The organism is Thalassobacillus hwangdonensis (assembly GCF_042675915.1).
In the GTDB taxonomy this organism is placed as follows: Bacteria; Bacillota; Bacilli; order Bacillales; family Halobacillaceae; genus Thalassobacillus_A; species Thalassobacillus_A hwangdonensis.
The window spans coordinates 479,824-497,136 of sequence record NZ_JBHTKL010000006.1 but is presented as its reverse complement, the minus strand read 5'-3'; the positions used below and the strand labels follow the sequence as shown (position 1 = coordinate 497,136).

Annotated in this window: 15 protein-coding genes; 12 read left to right on the top strand and 3 right to left on the bottom strand. The window is 39.6% G+C overall.

The window, feature by feature from the left end; all coding sequences use genetic code 11:
* The first annotated feature begins 244 nt into the window (after positions 1–244).
* The 8 genes from groES (at position 245) to ACFQ2J_RS18030 (ending at position 10,484) form a co-directional block, all read left to right on the top strand.
* Positions 245–529 carry a co-chaperone GroES gene (groES, locus tag ACFQ2J_RS18065; RefSeq protein ID WP_386063950.1) on the top strand — a complete coding sequence of 95 codons (285 nt, stop codon included), beginning with the start codon at positions 245–247 and terminating at the stop codon, positions 527–529.
* Between the two features lie 66 nt (positions 530–595).
* Positions 596–2,227 (top strand): chaperonin GroEL, encoded by a 1,632-nt coding sequence (groL, locus tag ACFQ2J_RS18060; RefSeq protein ID WP_386063947.1) that lies wholly within the window; start codon positions 596–598, stop codon positions 2,225–2,227.
* Positions 2,228–2,660: 433 nt separating this feature from the next.
* On the top strand, positions 2,661–4,841 hold the full coding sequence (locus ACFQ2J_RS18055) for a DUF262 domain-containing protein (RefSeq protein ID WP_386063944.1): 2,181 nt from the start codon (positions 2,661–2,663) through the stop codon (positions 4,839–4,841).
* 1,348 nt (positions 4,842–6,189) lie between these two features.
* Entirely contained in the window at positions 6,190–6,987 is a 798-nt protein-coding gene (locus ACFQ2J_RS18050) for a hypothetical protein (RefSeq protein ID WP_386063941.1), read from the top strand.
* Between the two features lie 4 nt (positions 6,988–6,991).
* Complete coding sequence (locus tag ACFQ2J_RS18045) at positions 6,992–7,609, top strand: ribonuclease D (RefSeq protein ID WP_386063938.1); 618 nt, start codon at positions 6,992–6,994, stop codon at positions 7,607–7,609.
* Between the two features lie 582 nt (positions 7,610–8,191).
* The gene (locus ACFQ2J_RS18040) at positions 8,192–8,707 is read left to right on the top strand and encodes a pyridoxamine 5'-phosphate oxidase family protein (protein ID WP_386063935.1); all 516 of its coding nucleotides are present in this window, start codon (positions 8,192–8,194) and stop codon (positions 8,705–8,707) included.
* Between the two features lie 159 nt (positions 8,708–8,866).
* Positions 8,867–9,718 (top strand): DegV family protein, encoded by an 852-nt coding sequence (locus ACFQ2J_RS18035; protein ID WP_386063932.1) that lies wholly within the window; start codon positions 8,867–8,869, stop codon positions 9,716–9,718.
* 115 nt (positions 9,719–9,833) lie between these two features.
* Positions 9,834–10,484, top strand: a complete 651-nt coding sequence (locus ACFQ2J_RS18030; RefSeq protein WP_386063929.1) for a peroxiredoxin-like family protein — start codon at positions 9,834–9,836, stop codon at positions 10,482–10,484.
* A 217-nt stretch (positions 10,485–10,701) separates the two neighbouring features.
* On the opposite strand, the gene ACFQ2J_RS18025 is transcribed toward ACFQ2J_RS18030, so the two are convergent.
* Positions 10,702–11,157, bottom strand: a complete 456-nt coding sequence (locus tag ACFQ2J_RS18025; RefSeq protein WP_386063926.1) for a hypothetical protein — start codon at positions 11,155–11,157, stop codon at positions 10,702–10,704.
* A gap of 157 nt (positions 11,158–11,314) precedes the next feature.
* On the opposite strand from ACFQ2J_RS18025, the gene ACFQ2J_RS18020 reads away from it, so the two are divergent.
* The 3 genes from ACFQ2J_RS18020 to ACFQ2J_RS18010 all read left to right on the top strand — a co-directional run bounded on the left by ACFQ2J_RS18020 (position 11,315) and on the right by ACFQ2J_RS18010 (position 13,830).
* Positions 11,315–12,415: a flavin monoamine oxidase family protein gene (locus tag ACFQ2J_RS18020; protein ID WP_386063923.1), complete on the top strand. Its 1,101-nt coding sequence runs from the start codon at positions 11,315–11,317 to the stop codon at positions 12,413–12,415.
* Between the two features lie 33 nt (positions 12,416–12,448).
* Positions 12,449–13,492 (top strand): DUF2332 domain-containing protein, encoded by a 1,044-nt coding sequence (locus ACFQ2J_RS18015; RefSeq protein WP_386063920.1) that lies wholly within the window; start codon positions 12,449–12,451, stop codon positions 13,490–13,492.
* A 98-nt stretch (positions 13,493–13,590) separates the two neighbouring features.
* Positions 13,591–13,830, top strand: a complete 240-nt coding sequence (locus ACFQ2J_RS18010) for a hypothetical protein (RefSeq protein ID WP_386063917.1) — start codon at positions 13,591–13,593, stop codon at positions 13,828–13,830.
* A 71-nt stretch (positions 13,831–13,901) separates the two neighbouring features.
* Here the strand turns inward: ACFQ2J_RS18010 and ACFQ2J_RS18005 are convergent, their stop codons facing one another.
* Together ACFQ2J_RS18005 and ACFQ2J_RS18000 are read right to left on the bottom strand one after the other, a co-directional pair.
* Positions 13,902–14,906: a tRNA dihydrouridine synthase gene (locus ACFQ2J_RS18005; protein ID WP_386063914.1), complete on the bottom strand. Its 1,005-nt coding sequence runs from the start codon at positions 14,904–14,906 to the stop codon at positions 13,902–13,904.
* 196 nt (positions 14,907–15,102) lie between these two features.
* Entirely contained in the window at positions 15,103–15,969 is an 867-nt protein-coding gene (locus ACFQ2J_RS18000; protein ID WP_386063911.1) for a DMT family transporter, read from the bottom strand.
* Between the two features lie 256 nt (positions 15,970–16,225).
* Between ACFQ2J_RS18000 and ACFQ2J_RS17995 the strand changes: the two genes are divergently transcribed.
* Positions 16,226–17,221 carry an NADPH:quinone oxidoreductase family protein gene (locus ACFQ2J_RS17995; protein ID WP_386063908.1) on the top strand — a complete coding sequence of 332 codons (996 nt, stop codon included), beginning with the start codon at positions 16,226–16,228 and terminating at the stop codon, positions 17,219–17,221.
* Positions 17,222–17,313: the final 92 nt, after the last annotated feature.

Genomic DNA, 17,313 nt, shown 5'->3' with positions numbered 1-17,313 from the left:
ACGAACGACTCCTTTAGTTGTCAATAATGCTACTCTCCGTATTTTAACACAGTTTATTTTTAACGAGTAACAATAGCTACGGGAGGAGGAAGAACATCCCAAATTTTTTCGGAAAAATTGACTGTTTCTACTTGCAAAAGATAGGTGAATTGATTATTATAATAACTGTGTTAGCACTCGATGTCGATGAGTGCTAATAAACTGAAACTAACAAATAGGAATCAAATCAAGGAGGGTGTCGGAATTGTTAAAGCCACTAGGTGATCGTATTGTGATCGAGATTGTTGAACAGGAAGAGAAGACTGCAAGCGGAATCGTATTGCCTGATTCTGCGAAAGAAAAGCCGCAGGAAGGTAGAGTCGTTGCAGTTGGTAGTGGTCGTGTGAGTGATAAAGGTGAGAAGATTGCGATGGAAGTATCCCAAGGCGATCATATCATCTACTCTAAATTTGCCGGTACAGAAGTGAAATACGAAGGCAAAGAATACTTAGTGCTTCGCGAAAGCGACGTTTTGGCAGTAGTCCAGTAACCCCTGACATTCCATTTTTGAACGTTTATAAATGAACATTTGATATCACTAAGGAGGGCATTTTTCATGGCTAAAGAAATCAAATTCAGTGAAGACGCTCGTCGCGCTATGCTACGTGGTGTCGATACACTTGCGAATGCTGTAAAAGTGACATTGGGACCAAAAGGACGCAACGTCGTTCTTGAGAAAAAATTCGGTTCTCCACTTATTACAAATGACGGTGTAACGATCGCTAAAGAAATCGAATTGGAAGACCACTTCGAGAACATGGGTGCACAGCTTGTATCTGAAGTTGCATCCAAAACAAACGACGTAGCTGGTGACGGTACAACTACAGCTACAGTCCTTGCACAGGCGATGATCCGTGAAGGTCTGAAAAACGTTGCTTCCGGTGCGAACCCAGTAGGCGTACGCCGCGGAATCGAAAAAGCAGTAGGAGTTGCAATCAACGAATTGAAAGGGATCTCCAAGCCGATCGAAGGCAAAGAGTCCATCGCACAGGTTGCTTCCATCTCTGCAGGTGACAAAGAAGTCGGCCAGCTTATCGCAGAAGCGATGGAGCGAGTTGGTAACGACGGTGTCATCACAATTGAAGAATCCAAAGGCTTCAACACAGAGCTTGAAGTAGTGGAAGGTATGCAGTTCGATCGTGGATATGCATCTCCATACATGGTTACAGATCAGGATAAAATGGAAGCGGTCCTTGAAGATCCTTACATTTTGATCACGGATAAGAAAATCGGTAACATCCAAGAAGTACTTCCTGTACTTGAGCAAGTCGTACAGCAAGGTAAACCACTTCTAATGATCGCTGAAGACGTTGAAGGCGAAGCGCTTGCTACATTAGTAGTAAACAAACTTCGTGGAACTTTCAATGCAGTAGCTGTTAAAGCTCCTGGCTTCGGTGACCGTCGTAAAGCGATGCTTGAAGATATCGCTACATTGACTGGTGCAGAAGTAATCACAGAAGACCTTGGCCTTGACCTGAAGAGCACTGGCATCCAGCAGCTTGGTCGCGCTTCTAAAGTTGTCGTAACGAAAGAAAACACGACAGTCGTTGAAGGTGCTGGAGACGCTGAGCAGATCGCTCACCGCGTATCCCAGATCCGTGCGCAGGCAGAAGAGTCCACTTCTGAATTCGATAAAGAAAAACTACAAGAGCGCCTAGCTAAGCTAGCTGGCGGAGTAGCAGTCATCAAAGTCGGTGCTGCAACTGAAACAGAATTGAAAGAGCGTAAACTACGCATCGAAGACGCATTGAACTCTACTCGAGCAGCGGTAGAAGAAGGAATCGTCGCTGGTGGTGGTACAGCTCTAGTGAACATCTACAACAAAGTAGCTGGTCTTGACCTTACAGGTGACGAAGCGACAGGCGCAAGCATCGTCGTACGTGCACTTGAAGAGCCAGTACGTCAAATCGCTCACAACGCAGGACTTGAAGGATCCATCATCGTCGAGCGCCTTAAAGGCGAAACTGTCGGTGTCGGCTTCAACGCTGCGACTGGCGAGTGGGTAAACATGGTCGAAAGCGGAATCGTCGACCCAACAAAAGTAACACGTTCCGCACTTCAAAACGCAGCTTCCGTAGCAGCTATGTTCCTGACTACAGAAGCAGTAGTCGCTGATCTTCCAGAAGAAGACAATGGCGGCGGCATGCCAGACATGGGTGGCATGGGCGGAATGGGCGGCATGATGTAATATCTGCTCAACCTCTTGATAAATAAGGGTTCATTGCAATTTTGTTAACAAATATAAATTAGGTATATAAAGAGGCTTCTCATTAGTTGAGTACACTATTGAGAAGCCTCTTAATTTATTTCATATGAATTGTTTAATTAGGGAGTCCTTTTACCATTTTATTTATGAATTTATTTGAAAAATCAAATGAAGGAATAATGTATAGCTATTAATATTTTGAAACGCGTATAACTGAATCATTATAAATATAGCTGCATAAAAGAAACGTCATATATTAGCATAACTGTTTAATAAGTTTTCAGAATATATATTCTAATAAGAGAAGAAATATTTCGTTTTTTAAAAATAATGAATTTTGTTATATGAGAAATAAAGGAATTATTGTATTTAATGTAGAATACTGGGGAATGAGATTTACTATTGGGGGGGTACTATGAACACTACAAAATCTTTAAGAGAATTATTTGAGGACAATGAAGTCGGTAAGTTAGTCTTACCAAACTTTCAAAGAGGATACGAATGGAAAGAGTCAGATCAGCAATTACTACTTTCGACAGTATTAGTAAAGTTACCTATTGGTGGACTCTTAGTATTAGAAGGGAGGAAGGGAGATTTTGCTACCAGACAGCTTTGCTATGAAGATGAGGAATTTGATCAGGATGAAAATTGTTTGTATCTTTTAGATGGGCAACAGAGATCGTCTACTTTAAGGGCTGTTTTATCTGATCTTTACGGTACAATTGATCAATGGGAAACAAATTATGATCAACTTTACAAAAAATTACGGTACCGATGGTTTCTTAATGTTACAAAGATTGAAGATGAAGACGTTTTTGGATATGAAAATTTGGCCTTTCATAAACTAGACAATTTAGAGCCAGGGCAAGTAATTGATAATATTGAATATAAAAAAATTATAAAAAGTAATACAAATGAGTGGCATCATCCATCATACAGGGTGAAAAAAGATGGAGCATTGCTTGAAGGGAATGTGTTAAAAAACGAAATAGCAAAACACGCTGCTAACGAGGGAGTTATTCCATTATATGAACTTTATGAGTATTCTGGACATACTAATACTGTGCTTGAATTAACACTAAGTAAGATAGCTAGAGAAAGAGTTGATGAACTAAAGGCACTTGTAAGTGGTGGGGAAAAGTCACTAACGGAACTTCTTGGAACTAAATTGCCTGAGGTGTATGCATATGAACATAAAGAAGAGTACTCAGAAGATGAGGAAAGGGATCTAAATGACGCGTGGTCATCTCTAGCTTCTGATTGGAAAAAAGATATTTTACAGTATTTGGAAGGAGTTATAGATCAAGAGTTACATGTTATTCAATTACCTGCTTCCGAAATTAGTCGAGCAACTTCTATATATGAAAACATTAATAAAGGTGGAAAAGGTTTAGATACTTATGATTTAATCGTGGCTAAAGCAGCTGCTGGTCATAGAACAGAAAGAACGTTAACACAAAGGATTACTTCTATCTTAAATGATGAGATACAAATACCAGATAGCTTAGTTGATCAACTAAGAGGTAGTGTTCAAAGGCAGTGGGCATCCACTCAAATTGGGGTGATGGACGATAAAAAAATCATTAATCCAATTAGAGAACAGTATTTAAATCTCTTGTCAATATTTTCTCATACAGAATATGGGAACTTTGATGATTTTAAAATCGATCTTATTAAGAAAGAAAAACATTTGAAGCTAAATTCTGAACAGATTAACCAAAATACTGAGCTGACTACTCAATCTTTGGTAAGGGCACTTGCGTTTTTGCAATTTAGATGTGGAAAAATAAGTATTAATGATTTAAATTATAAATTAATGATATTACCAATTGCATATATTTTAAGTGATGATGAAAAATGGAATAGTCGTGCTAGTTTAGCAAAAATAGAATATTGGTATTGGTCTTCATTATTTGGAGGTTCCTATAGAGAGAAACAAAACCAAATATGTATTGAAGACATTAGAAAGTTATACGAATGGATAAATGGTGGACAAAATCCTTTTGAATATAGGGGCTCTAAAGTCTTGAAAAGTGAAGGCTACTCTGATCGAACTGTTCTTATGCTAATGTCAGAAGAACGTGAAGGTGTTCCTTTAGCTATTAAGAACGGGGTTTTAGAGTATGTGTTGAGTACTCAACCTAAAGACTTCAACATCTCTAAGGAAGTTCGTTTGAACCCCTGGGATATCTCTAGATCTAAAGAAGTTGAAGTTAGCGATGACGAAGTTCGTCTATTAAGGGTTCATGATCATCATATCTATCCTTTAGGAGCTGATTATTCAATTGAGAGAACTGCAAAAGAATTAAGAGAAGATAAACAGCATATTTTAAACAGTCCTTTAAATCGCACCTATATCTCAGATTATGCAAATGGCCTTATTCGAGATAAGAACCCAAGCAGTTACTTTGAATACCTCTCAGATCTTACTTCTTGGGGGCATTTAATAGGCTTGAGTTGGGATCGGAATGAAGGGGAGGAAAAAGCTGAATTTCATAAAAGGTTGCTAAATGATAGATATGAAAGACTATTGGAAAGTATTACATTAAGGTTAGATAGATTAAAAGACGTACGAGATTTACAACATACTAGATAAATAATATATTAACTTTATTATTAGAAATTTAAATCTCATATATCTTTAACAAACGTTCTTTTAAATGAATTAAATACTTACAAAAATAAAGGAATAAAAAATCACCATTTCCAAGATGATTTTTTATTCTTTTTTTGTTCGTCTGATTTTGCATCAACTATTAAGAGGAGTAACTTTCTTGCTCTTTGATTTACTTAAGTATTACTTCCACTTCAAAATGTAAAAGAAAGAAATTTCATCTATTACTAGTAAAGGAGCACCGAAGATTATATAAGAGTTTCATTTTATATTCTATTGTAGTTAATAAAGTGATCTCGCGACGTGATGTATTACCTGCTAATCCCTTTTGTAATGAGGAGAAGGTAATCTATCACTTTAACCCAGGGGCACCGATATATGGAACAATTTTTGGCTGTTTACACTCTAATAACTTATTGAGTTATCCTACATCAAACTGCATATTTCAAAATATGCTGAATTCAATATTTTTAACTGTGGTTAATATAAATCCATCCTCTTTTTGATAATAATTGACAACTTCACAATCCACATAATCACAGCACTAATATCATAAACGGCTTTAGGTGTTATGTGGTACTACCCTCTCCTTGAAGTATCCCAGTTGCAGCCATACCCCTATGGTTAGGACTTGTTGCCAAGATTCATCTACTCTACCTTCACCAATTGAAGTAATATAATTAACAAGCCTCAATGTCTTCCAAGACTGTAGTAATATTAAATCATGACTTAACAAAACTTTTTTTTCATCCTTTACCTCTATGATTATTCCTTAAGTTTTTTCCATATCAGTCTAATCATCGACTTCTATCATGTACTTTGGAATTCTTTCACCTATTTCCTTGCATTTTTCTCCTTTATTCTTAAGAACAAATTATCGTCCCTCTTCCATTAATATATGATTGGGGAAGGCAAGAAATACTATAAGTAGATTGAATGAGCGGGTTATCATACTTTATCATCCACAGGATATTCCTTGGTTTGTTTTGCGTAAACGAACTCATTAAAATTAGGATGCAAGCGATAGATGACGATTTTTATTATAATAAAAGCTTTTTCAAAAATTCATTATTTCAAGAGAAATATACTTAATTTTCAATATCTCGAACTCTTTAATTTTTTTAAAAAAAGATAACGTAAGGATCGATCCTCGTAGTATTCTATTCATCCCTTAAATGTATATAACATCACTGTTTCTGTATAAAATCACCTTTACACATTCTACATCTGAAAGGTAATTTTAACTATATTGTAAAAATTTCATAATTTACCTTTAATTGATATAATTAAATGGATTTATTTTATTTCTTTGAAAGGGGACGGGTTTATCTTGAGTAAGAAAATCTATAAATACGGAAATGTTTTTATAATTATTAGTTTAGTAGTTATTGGTCTCGGGGCACTTTTAATTGGGCAGATAATTGAAGTGCAATTTTGGCAATCATTTGTGAATAATGTTGGTACAGCTATTCTGATTTCTGGTATTTTTACTGGTATTAATGAATACTATATGAAAGAAAAGCTGGTTAATCTAATTCTCTCAAAGCTGAATTTAAAAGAAGATATAAACCGAACTGGAATTGAGAGTGTGTACCACAACATTGGAGAGATTGACTATGGTTATCATATAAAACAAGCAAAAAGTAGAATAGATATTTTCCATGTATATGGAAGGACTTGGACCAACAATCATTCTGATGAATTAACTGACCGGATTATCAATTCAAATTGTAAAATTAGAGTTGTGTTATTATCTCCAACCTCCCCATATATTACTGCACTAGCTAAAACATATGGTATTACCCCTGATGAATTAAAAGAAAGAGTAACTGAAGTTAGTAAAACATGGGAGAGTATTTATGCTAAGAAGAACAGGAAGGCGAAAAAAGCCACCCAAGGAGACATTGAAGTATTTTATCATGATACAAACCCAGCACACTCTTTATATAGAATAGATAATAGAGTTATAGTGGTTCAAAATAAAATAACACAGGGTAAGTCTAAAAAGTTACCATCTTTCATCTGTAAGGATACTTCTAAGCCACACGATTTATATAACTATTATGTAGCTGAACTTGAGGATCTAGTTAAGAGCTCTAATAAATATGTTTTAAACAAAGGGGAGTAATTATATGTCTGTTACTGTTTATAAAAATGATTTACCACTAGAGGTGAAAAATAAGTTATTAAAGGAAAGAAATATAATCTCAATGGATACTGAAACAAACGGTTTGAATCCAATAGAGAATGATCTCTTAATTATTCAAATTAGGGCGGGCGATAGCTATTACATTATTCAATTCAATAAAGAGTATAGACCAGCAAACTTATTATCAGTTTTAGAGAATGAAAACATAAAAAAAATATTTCATCATGCGGTTTTTGATGTGCGTTTCTTAATGAACCATCTTGTTACAAATAAGGTTAATAATATTATATGTACTAAAATTGCGGCGAAATTATTATTTGGTGAAGAAGGAAAGAATTCTCTAAAAGACTTAATTGAAGAATTTCTCAATATTAAATTAGACAAGGGGGAGAGATTGTCTGATTGGAGTAAAGAAAATTTGTCTGATAAACAAATTGAATATGCAATAAATGACGTGAGGTATTTGAAAGAAATATGGGAGGTCATGGAGGAGAAACTAAAAAAAGAAGATTTATTATTATTGGCAGAAGAATGTTTCAATTTTATTCCTTTTATTTCAAGAGTTGAAAATATGAATATCAAAAATATATTTAAGTACTAACTTCTAATAGGCAATCAACCTGAAAAATGCTTTATAATACATTTGGTTGTCCTAATCCGATTTTATTAAGATAGAAAAACACTTTTGTTTTAAGTGGGGATCTAGCACCTGAAATAAGAGCAATAAATTGTCTTTAGGTGCTGTACTAGGTCCTCAGCACTTACTCTGTAATTATTGGAATAGTAGCTACATTGAAAAAGGTACATAGTCTTTTACAATTTTAGTGTTCTAAAAATGACCGGTACTTTATTGGAGTAAAAAGCTTCCCGCTATAATGTCCTAGCAGGAAGCTCTTTTTGAATTTTTATTGTTGTAATTCATTTGCGGTTACAATCCTATAGCCTTTCTCTGATAAGTGACATTATATCCCTTCATGCGGCTTAACAACTATTTCGCTATCGTCGTACATTGGGGGGGATAGGATGATTGAATCAGCTACTCCCTTAATCTATTGATGGAAGCTTCTGTTTATACATCTACCACATGGATGCGTTTTAACCAAAAGTGTAGTCTTAGGTTCATACGGGAAAAGGAAATAGAAATAGGATAGATAGTAAATTAAGCCGAAGGAGGACGACACACATGGTTGACCACAACTCAGAAAATCAGGAGACCGTCAAGAAAATCAAAGACTTGATTAAAGATGAGAAGGTAGCGATGTTGACTACGATATCTCCGGAGGGCAGGTTGATGTCCCGGCCGATGCAAACGCAGGAAGTGGAAATGGATAATGAAGAGATCTGGTTCATAACCAAAAAAGATACAGAGAAGTATAGGGATATCATACGTAATCCTGCAGTTAATCTTGCATACGCAGGGAGTTCCTATGTCTCGATCAGTGGAAGGGCTGAATTTGTTCAGGATGACGAGAAGAAAAAGCAATACTGGAATAAGATTATCGAAAAAGTGTTGAACGCATCTGCCGACGATCCAGATGTTGTATTGGTCAAAGTGAACCCCGAAATTGCTGAGTTCTGGGAATCCGGTCTTAGCGTCAAGACCGTGAAGGAATTTGTGAAAAAGATGTCCAGCAGTAATTCCATGGAAGAAGGCAATGATTTGAAAGACACTGTGCACTTTGAGGATGGTAAGAAATAAATTTAATCTACCACGCCAAAGATGAAGCCTGAAGAGAAGGCTTCATCTTTTTTTGATAGTGTTCTATGCATTAAATAAAACAATGCTAATACAGTTTAATCATGTATAGTTAAAGTATCTGAAAAGTAAGCGCTTTAATATAACCAAGGGGGAAATCGTATGCGAAGGATTATCTTATCGACCGAGAGCGGTGCCGACTTACCGAGTGATTTGGCTGAAGAGTACGGTGTTCAAGTAGTTCCCATGCACATCATTATGGATGGAAAGGATTATCTGGACGGTTCTTTGCCTGTCGAAGATATTTATGACTATTACGAACGCACGAAGAAAATACCCTCGACTACCGCAACAAATGTTCATGAGTATCAAGAGCTATTTACATCGATAAGAGAAAATGATCCTGATTGCATCATTGTCCATGTTGGTTATACATCTAAGGCGTCCTCATCATTTCAAAATGCAGTTATTGCTGCGGAAGAATTTGAGGACATCTATCTTATTGATGCGTTGAACGTTACTGGTGGATTGGCCGCTATAGTAGTGTATGCTGCTCAAGTACTAAAAAAAGAACCGGACATTGAACCGGAACGCTTAGTTGAAAAAATAGAATCAGTCGTTCCTAAATCAAGGCTGGCTTTCATCCCGGGTAGCCTGGAGTTTCTTAAAGCGGGAGGCCGGGTAAGCAATATGGCTTCACTGATTGGAACGCTGTTGAAGATCAAGCCATGCATCGAGTTGAAGAATGGCAAGCTGATGTCCACGAAGAAGTACCGAGGGAAAATGAGTGGAGCCACTGAAAAGCTCATGAATGATTACTTGAGTGAATTCAACATTGATCGGGAGCAGCTTTATTTCATCTACTCCATCGGACTTGATGAAAGTATCAAGCAACGGATGGATGAGGTAGCTAAGGAAAACGGCTTCGAAAATGTGAGATGGATTCAGGCGGGCGGGATGATATCGACTCATTCAGGTCCTGGTGGTTTCGGGGTAGCGGGGTTGGAGCAATAGTCCTCTTAAGTGTACAGCTTCAGTTTCTCGTATGAAGCTCAAACAGATAATTTTATGTTAGCAACCAGCCGTTTTATAATAACAATTAAACCAATAAGAAAAGGTGGTTTTTTTGTTGAAAACAGAAATGAGACACCAGTTCGATCAGTATATAGAAAAATTCAAAGCATCTGCATCTGAGGATGTTCAAACGAAAATGAAAGATGCAATTGATGAGTTGGAAGCATCTGATGAAGGTAAGGGATTGAAGGAAGGTGCGAAGGCTCCGAACTTCAAGCTGCCGAACGCTAATGGAGAAACAGTTGAGCTATATGAACAGTTAAAGCAAGGCCCTGTTGTACTAACATTTTATCGCGGTGGCTGGTGCCCATATTGCAATATGGAGCTAAGAGCGTATCAGCAAATCGTAGGTGATATCCACAATCAGGGGGCAGAGTTGATCGCAATCAGTCCTGAAACGCCAGACCATTCACTTTCAACCCAGGAAAAAAATAATTTAGAATACATGGTATTAAGTGATGAAGGCAATGAAGTGGCTAACCAATTCAATTTAGTTTATCAACTGCCGGATTATTTAGTAGAGGTATATAAAAATAAAGGCCTTGGTGTAAATAAACATAACGGCGATGAGACTTGGACACTTCCGGTAGCGGCGACGTATATCATAAGCGAAGATGGCACAATCGCTTATGAATATACTAAATCAGATTATAAGGATCGTGCTGAACCATCTGAAGTATTAGAAGAATTAAAGCGCCTCAAGTAATTGAGCTGAGACACAATAGAAGTCTTATTACCCGAATGACTGCCCACGCTTAACAAGGGGGTAGTCATTCGGGTGATTTATCTTTTACAAGGTAAGTAGTAAAGAGAGGGTGGAAAGTGTTTTAAACCATCTTAACTGAGATTTCCTTGGATTCATTCTTGGAACTACGGGAGGCTTTTTAACTTATGACATGAAAAAAGAGAGCACGCAGCTCTCTTTATAAACGACTGAACCCTTCCTGTTCAAGGAAATTGGCCGCTTCTTCATAAGAATTGAATGTTCCTTCCAACTGCTCCTCGGCATACACGTTGTAGCCATCATCTTCCCTCATCAGCACAAGTGCCTGATCATGTTCATTCAGCCATTCTTCCATGATAGGATCCTTCTCAGCAGGGGAGAGGGATAGGGAGTCAATTGCATCTCGAATCAGTTCACGTAATTCATCCGCACTGAAGTCCTTGATGTTTACCATACCTCTATCATCGACAGGGTAGTCCTCGATTTGACCTGCATAGACAAAGCCGTTCCCATTCGGATGCAAGCGATAGACAACGATTTTTTTATCATAAAGGCTTTCTTCATAGTGGAAATTCACTCGTCCAAGAGAAATCTCCTTCTTTTCCAATTCCTCGAACTCTTCAATGATCGCCAGTTTTTCTTCAAACGATAACATAGGATCCTCCTAGTCTTCTTTTCATCGCTTTAGTATATCACAGGTCGGTTTATGTATGAAAAAAATCATTGCTTACAATGTCGCAGATTATTCTTTCATTCCATTACATAGTAAAATGATTTAATAATATTAGCCTGAAAAGAAAGGGGGAGAGCGTATGAACAATCCTGTAGTCATCGTTGGAGCAGGGCTAAGTGGTCTGCGAACGGCATCCCTACTTACTAAACAGGGGATAGCATGCAAGGTTTTAGAAGCCAGAGATAGAATTGGTGGTCGAGTATTGAGCAGCTCTGACCCAAATAAACCTGAACTAGGAAAATTCGATCTCGGTCCGACTTGGTTCTGGCCGCAGTATGAACGCACAATCAGCAATCTTGTAAATGAACTTAATTTAGAAACGTTCGACCAGTACACGGAAGGGGCAATGCTTGCGGAGCGATCCCCCCATACAGCACCTGATCGCTATGTGCTACCTCCGAATTCTGGTGCGAGGTCCATGCGGTTCATCGGAGGTGTGCAGACACTTATTGATGCTGTTGCAGCTAGGATTCCATCAGGGGTAATCGAGTTAAATACTAAAGTAACAGCAATTCGCCAGGAAGAAGCTGGTGTTGTTACGGTGGAAACGCAGTCTCTTGATGGAGAGAAAAAAGAAATTCCAGCACGTGCAGTGATTCTGGCATTGCCGCCTCGAATGGTCGTGCGTCATATTGAATTCAGTCCTTCGCTGCCTTCAGGTTTGATTACTGACCTTGAAAGTAAACCTACTTGGATGGCTGGACATGCTAAGGTGATTGTCGCTTATGATCGTCCGTTCTGGAGGGAAGCGGGGCTCTCTGGATTCGTTACAAGCTGGGCTGGTCCATTGCAGGAAATCCATGATGCTTCGAATGAATCAGGTGCTGGAGCATTATTCGGGTTCTTCGGAATGCCGGCAAAAGAACGCGCAGAGCTTGGTGAAGAAGAACTTATGAAAAAGGTAATGGAGCAACTGGTAAGACTCTTTGGACCAGAGGCTCGAAATGTAAGTGCGGTCCTTTATAAAGATTGGGCCAAAGATGCTAATACTGCAGTTGAGGAGGACAACGATCCTCTGAGAGAATTCCCTCAATATGGTCCATCCCCAAAGGCTGTGGTGTGGGAAAACAAAATTATTTTTGCTGGAACAGAGACAAGTGACCTGTTTGGAGGACATCTTGAAGGAGCGTTACAGTCTGCTGAAAAGGCGGTTTTAGATTTGAAGAAAATAATTGGGTAAGCTTGCTATGCAAAATAAAGGGAGGGGAAAGAGATGAATTTAAAGAGTGCTGCAGAACGATTCTATAACTTTGCTGTTTCGGAATGTAAAGGCTCGAGTGATTTATATAGGGAGCTATCTTTACAGATTTCGGAAGATCGGGATTTATTGCAGCTGAGTTTATCAGCACGAGAAGGACAGCCGATTCCAAATCTGCTTTTAGGGTCCGTCCATTATTTACTGCTCAAGGGCTATGATCACAAGCTCAGGGAATATTACCCAAGCATAACCGACAATGCCCGACAGGATAATCAGCTGTTTGCAGCGTTCAAAAATTTTTGTCAGGAGAATCTAGAGGAACTGACATTTCTTATGAAAAATAAACTAGTACAAACAAATGAAGTCCGGCGCTGTGCGTACTTATATCCTGTATTCTGCTATATCTATAACCAAACCAATAGACCACTCTCACTTGTGGAGATTGGAACCAGCGCAGGGCTCCAGCTGCTGTGGGATCAATATTCTTATTCATATGATAACCAAGACTCATACGGAAATGAAGATTCCTTCGTCCATTTGACGTCCACCGTAAGGGAAGGAAAACTGCCTCACGAATTACTAACGTCAACCCCACCAGTAAATGATCGGCGAGGAATCGATTTACATGTGAGTGACCTTACAAACGAGGAAGAATATTTATGGCTGAAAGCACTCATATGGCCTGAGCATACGGACAGGCTCAACAACCTGGAAGATGCGTCTAAACAACTTAGAGATAATCCTCCCAATCTTATTGAAGGGGATGGTGTGAAGCTCTTATTAAAAGTGATTGAAGGACTCCCTTTACATACTATGCTTTGTATTTTCCATACGCATGTGGCTAATCAATTGCCGGCTGAAGTAAAAGACAACTTAAGGCAACAGATAAGTGATATTAGCAAGAGTAGAGAGGTTTTTCATATTTACAACAATATGGAGGATTGGAAGCTGCATATCGATTACGTTTCAAACGGAAAAGTCGAGCGGAAAACGGTTGGGGAAACTGATGGGCATGGCCGGTGGTTTGATTGGAAGTTATTAGCTGATGTTTTAGTGTAGCTATCGCACGTCGATGTTGGTTATATTTTACATATTAGGGTATTGAATAACAGTTGATGCTTTCGAAAATGGAATATCTTCTGAAAGGGGAGATGTTTATGAAGAAAGTAATATTTTCACTGTTTGGGGACCCTTCTAACGAAAGTAAAGTTTTTCATTATTTTTATTGGGCTACGGTAATATTTTGGGCTTTATTCATCGTTGTGTCATTCATAGAAATTTTTAATACTGGTAAATGGGCTGAGTTGATTGGAGTCCTGATCTTTGCTATTCTAGCTGCTTTATTGTTCAGGGTATTATTAAGTATAATTTCAAAATTGAAGAGAAATGCTTCATAATATCTGAGGGATTTTCTTATGTAATAAAAAGAGAGAAAAGCGCGTTTGGCTTTTCTCTCTTTTCTATAATATTATTTCGAAACAGTAAAACCCTTCTCTTCGTCCACACCACCATACTCTTCCTCGAACTTATCGAGCGCTGCACGAACTTCATCGGTCGAATTGGTGTTCATCAATTCGTTCCTCAACTCACTTGCTCCGCGGAAACCTCGAACATAAATCTTGAAGAAGCGGCGAAGCGGTGGGAACAGGCGTGGTTCGAGCTCTTCCGAATATTTATCGTGAAGATCGAGCTGCAGGCGAAGGAGATCGAGTAGTTCTTCGCTTGTAGGATCTTTCTTCTCTTCGGCAAAGGCGTACGGGTTGTGGAAGATTCCACGTCCGATCATGACGCCATCCACTCCGTATTTTTCAACGAGTTCAAGCCCTTTTTGACGGTCAGGAATATCTCCATTGATCGTCAGAAGTGTGTGTGGTGCCACTTCATCACGAAGCTGCTTGATCTCAGGGATCAGCTCCCAGTGTGCTGGGACTTTACTCATTTCTTTTTTCGTACGAAGGTGGATGGACAGGTTGACGATGTCCTGTTCAAGCAGGTGCTTGAGCCAGTCGCGCCATTCATCAACTTCGGTGTACCCGAGACGGGTCTTCACGCTGACGGGAAGTCCGCCGGCTTTGGCTGCCTGAATGATGTCTGCTGCGACGTCCGGACGGCGGATCAGTCCGCAGCCTTTCCCTTTCGTTGCCACATTCTGTGCAGGACAGCCCATGTTGATATCAATTCCTCGATATCCCATTTCCGCCATCCCGATACTCATTTCGCGGAAGTATTCGGGCTTGTCTCCCCAGATGTGGGCGACGATCGGCTGCTCATCCTCTGTGAACGTCAGGCGTCCACGCAGGCTGTGCTTCCCTTTAGGATGGCAGTAGCTCTCTGTATTCGTAAACTCTGTAAAAAACACGTCAGGTCTTGCTGCTTCACTTACGACATGACGAAACACCACATCCGTCACTGCTTCCATCGGCGCAAGAACAAAAAACGGTCGCGGCAATTCATGCCAGAAGTTATCTTTCATATCTATCTGAACCTTTCCTTAAAGGACGCTGCGGTCCCAAAATTTAAAGTATAAACCTTCTGCTTACTTATCTATATCCACTTAGGATAGATTTCAACCAGTATATACTTTAATGGTATTAGCCGAAAAGTGCAAGGGGGAGGCAGTTGGCATCACTGGAAAAGAGTGGGGAGCCGACTCAGCCTCCGACTTTTTTTTAGGCCTGTTTGACACTAAGGACAGTCACCGTACCCAGAATCACTACCATTCCTAATAGCTGCATCGTTCCCAGTTTATCTCCAAGGAGAAGAACGCCGAATAACGAAGCGGTCACTGGCTCGATCATCGCTACCATCGCAGCGGTCGACGGAGCCGTCCTCCGTATCCCGATCACATACAGGATAAAGGAAATACCGGCACCCAAAATTCCCATCAGTACAAACCAGCCAAGGTCACTGGATGTCACCACACTAGCTACTTCTCCTTTATCAGCAAAGAGAAGCAGGATGATGCTGAACGATAGAAATGCAGTGGTTAAAAGGGTCTGTGGCGTTCCGTTCTCACAGGCATTTTTAAATCCGAAGATGAACAGTGCGTAGGAAAGGGCAGAAGCCAGTCCCGCAGCCATCCCTAAAAAGCTCACGGAAATATCATCGGGATCGTATGCACCAGTAAGCAATGCGATCCCTGCAAGGACACTTGCAATGGCGCCCCATTTAAACCAAGTCGAGCGTTCGATTCCGAATAAAAACGAAAACAACAGGACGAAGATAGGGGCGGTGTACATTAACGTAGCAGCAACCGCAATGCTTGCGGATTGGATGCTTAGAAAATAAAAAGTGAAATTCCCGGCAACACCAATCCCTGCTATCATTGACCAGAAATGTAAACGTGGGGACTTTGTGAAGCTTTTTCTAAAGCTGATTAAAAGCCATATGAAAGCACTTATGAATCCAACACCCCCTCGGTAAAGTGATATCACAATAGGATCCCACCCCTTATCCATCAAAATGTTCGCAATTCCACCGGTAATTCCCCAAAATATCGCAGCCAGTACAACTAAGATAATACCTGTAAATCTCATTGTCTCCCTCCTAAAGAAATTTAACGTTATATACATTCCTGAATCTTAGGTTCGAATTAAAATTACTATTTTAAGATAGGTTTTATCGCAATTCCTGAAATTTCTTTTTCCTAAACGTGAAAAAAGGTTACTTCTGGGAAAAAGTAATAAACTCATTCAAAATAACTAGAAGTTGAACATAAATCGTTCTCCTTGAGTTATAAGCCGCCTTTTTAATAGAATGAGAGGAATTCATACAATAAGGAGAGTTTCCAACATGTCTGAAACATTCAACGCTTTAGTAGTAAATAAAGAGGAGCAGGACTTTCATGTAAATATAGAAAAACTGTCGTTCGACGACTTGCCAGAAGGTGATGTGACGATCCGTGTCCATTACTCAAGTGTGAACTATAAGGATGGACTGGCTTCGATCCCGGATGGGAAAATTGTTCAATCCTATCCGTTCGTACCTGGGATTGACCTTGCAGGTACCATCGTCACTTCCAATGATTCCCGCTATTCTGAAGGAGATCCCGTCATTGTGACCAGCTATGAATTGGGCGTTTCACATTATGGTGGTTACAGTGAATATGCAAGAGTTCCAGGAGACTGGGTCGTCCCATTGCCAGAAGGATTATCCTTCAAAGAAGCGATGGTATTTGGTACTGCTGGATTCACCGCAGCACTTTCTGTACATCAGTTGGAACAAAACGGAACAACCCCGGAGGATGGAGATATTCTAGTTACAGGGGCAACAGGCGGAGTAGGCAGTATGGCGATCGCGATGCTAGCAAAACGAAATTATCGTGTAGTCGCGAGTACAGGAAAAGCATCTGAAGTCGATTACTTGAAGAAATTAGGAGCGGCGGAAGTCATTTCGAGAGAAGAGGTAACCCCAGAGAAACTTCGTCCGCTAGGCAAACAACGTTGGGCAGGTGCCGTCGATCCCGTTGGAGGAAAGACATTAGCAGCCATTCTGAGTAACATCAATTATGGTGGTACAGTGGCTGTCAGTGGATTGACAGGTGGAGTGGAAGTGCCGACTACTGTATTTCCTTTTATTCTTAGAAACGTACATTTAGCTGGTGTGGACTCCGTATATTGCCCGAAAGAGTTAAGAGAGCAGATTTGGAAGCGGCTGGCTGATGGCTTGAAGCCTGACAATCTGGAAGAGATGGAAACCGAGGTAACTCTGCAGGAATTGCCTGAGACATTGCAGGAAATTTTGAAAGGGAAAATAAGAGGGAGAACGGTGGTCAAGATCCTCGACTGAAGGCAATCAGCAATGGTTTAAAACCCTAATGTGACGGACGTAAAAAACTTCATCTTCCATGAAAATAATTGTATCCTTTTTCTGTAAGTCTC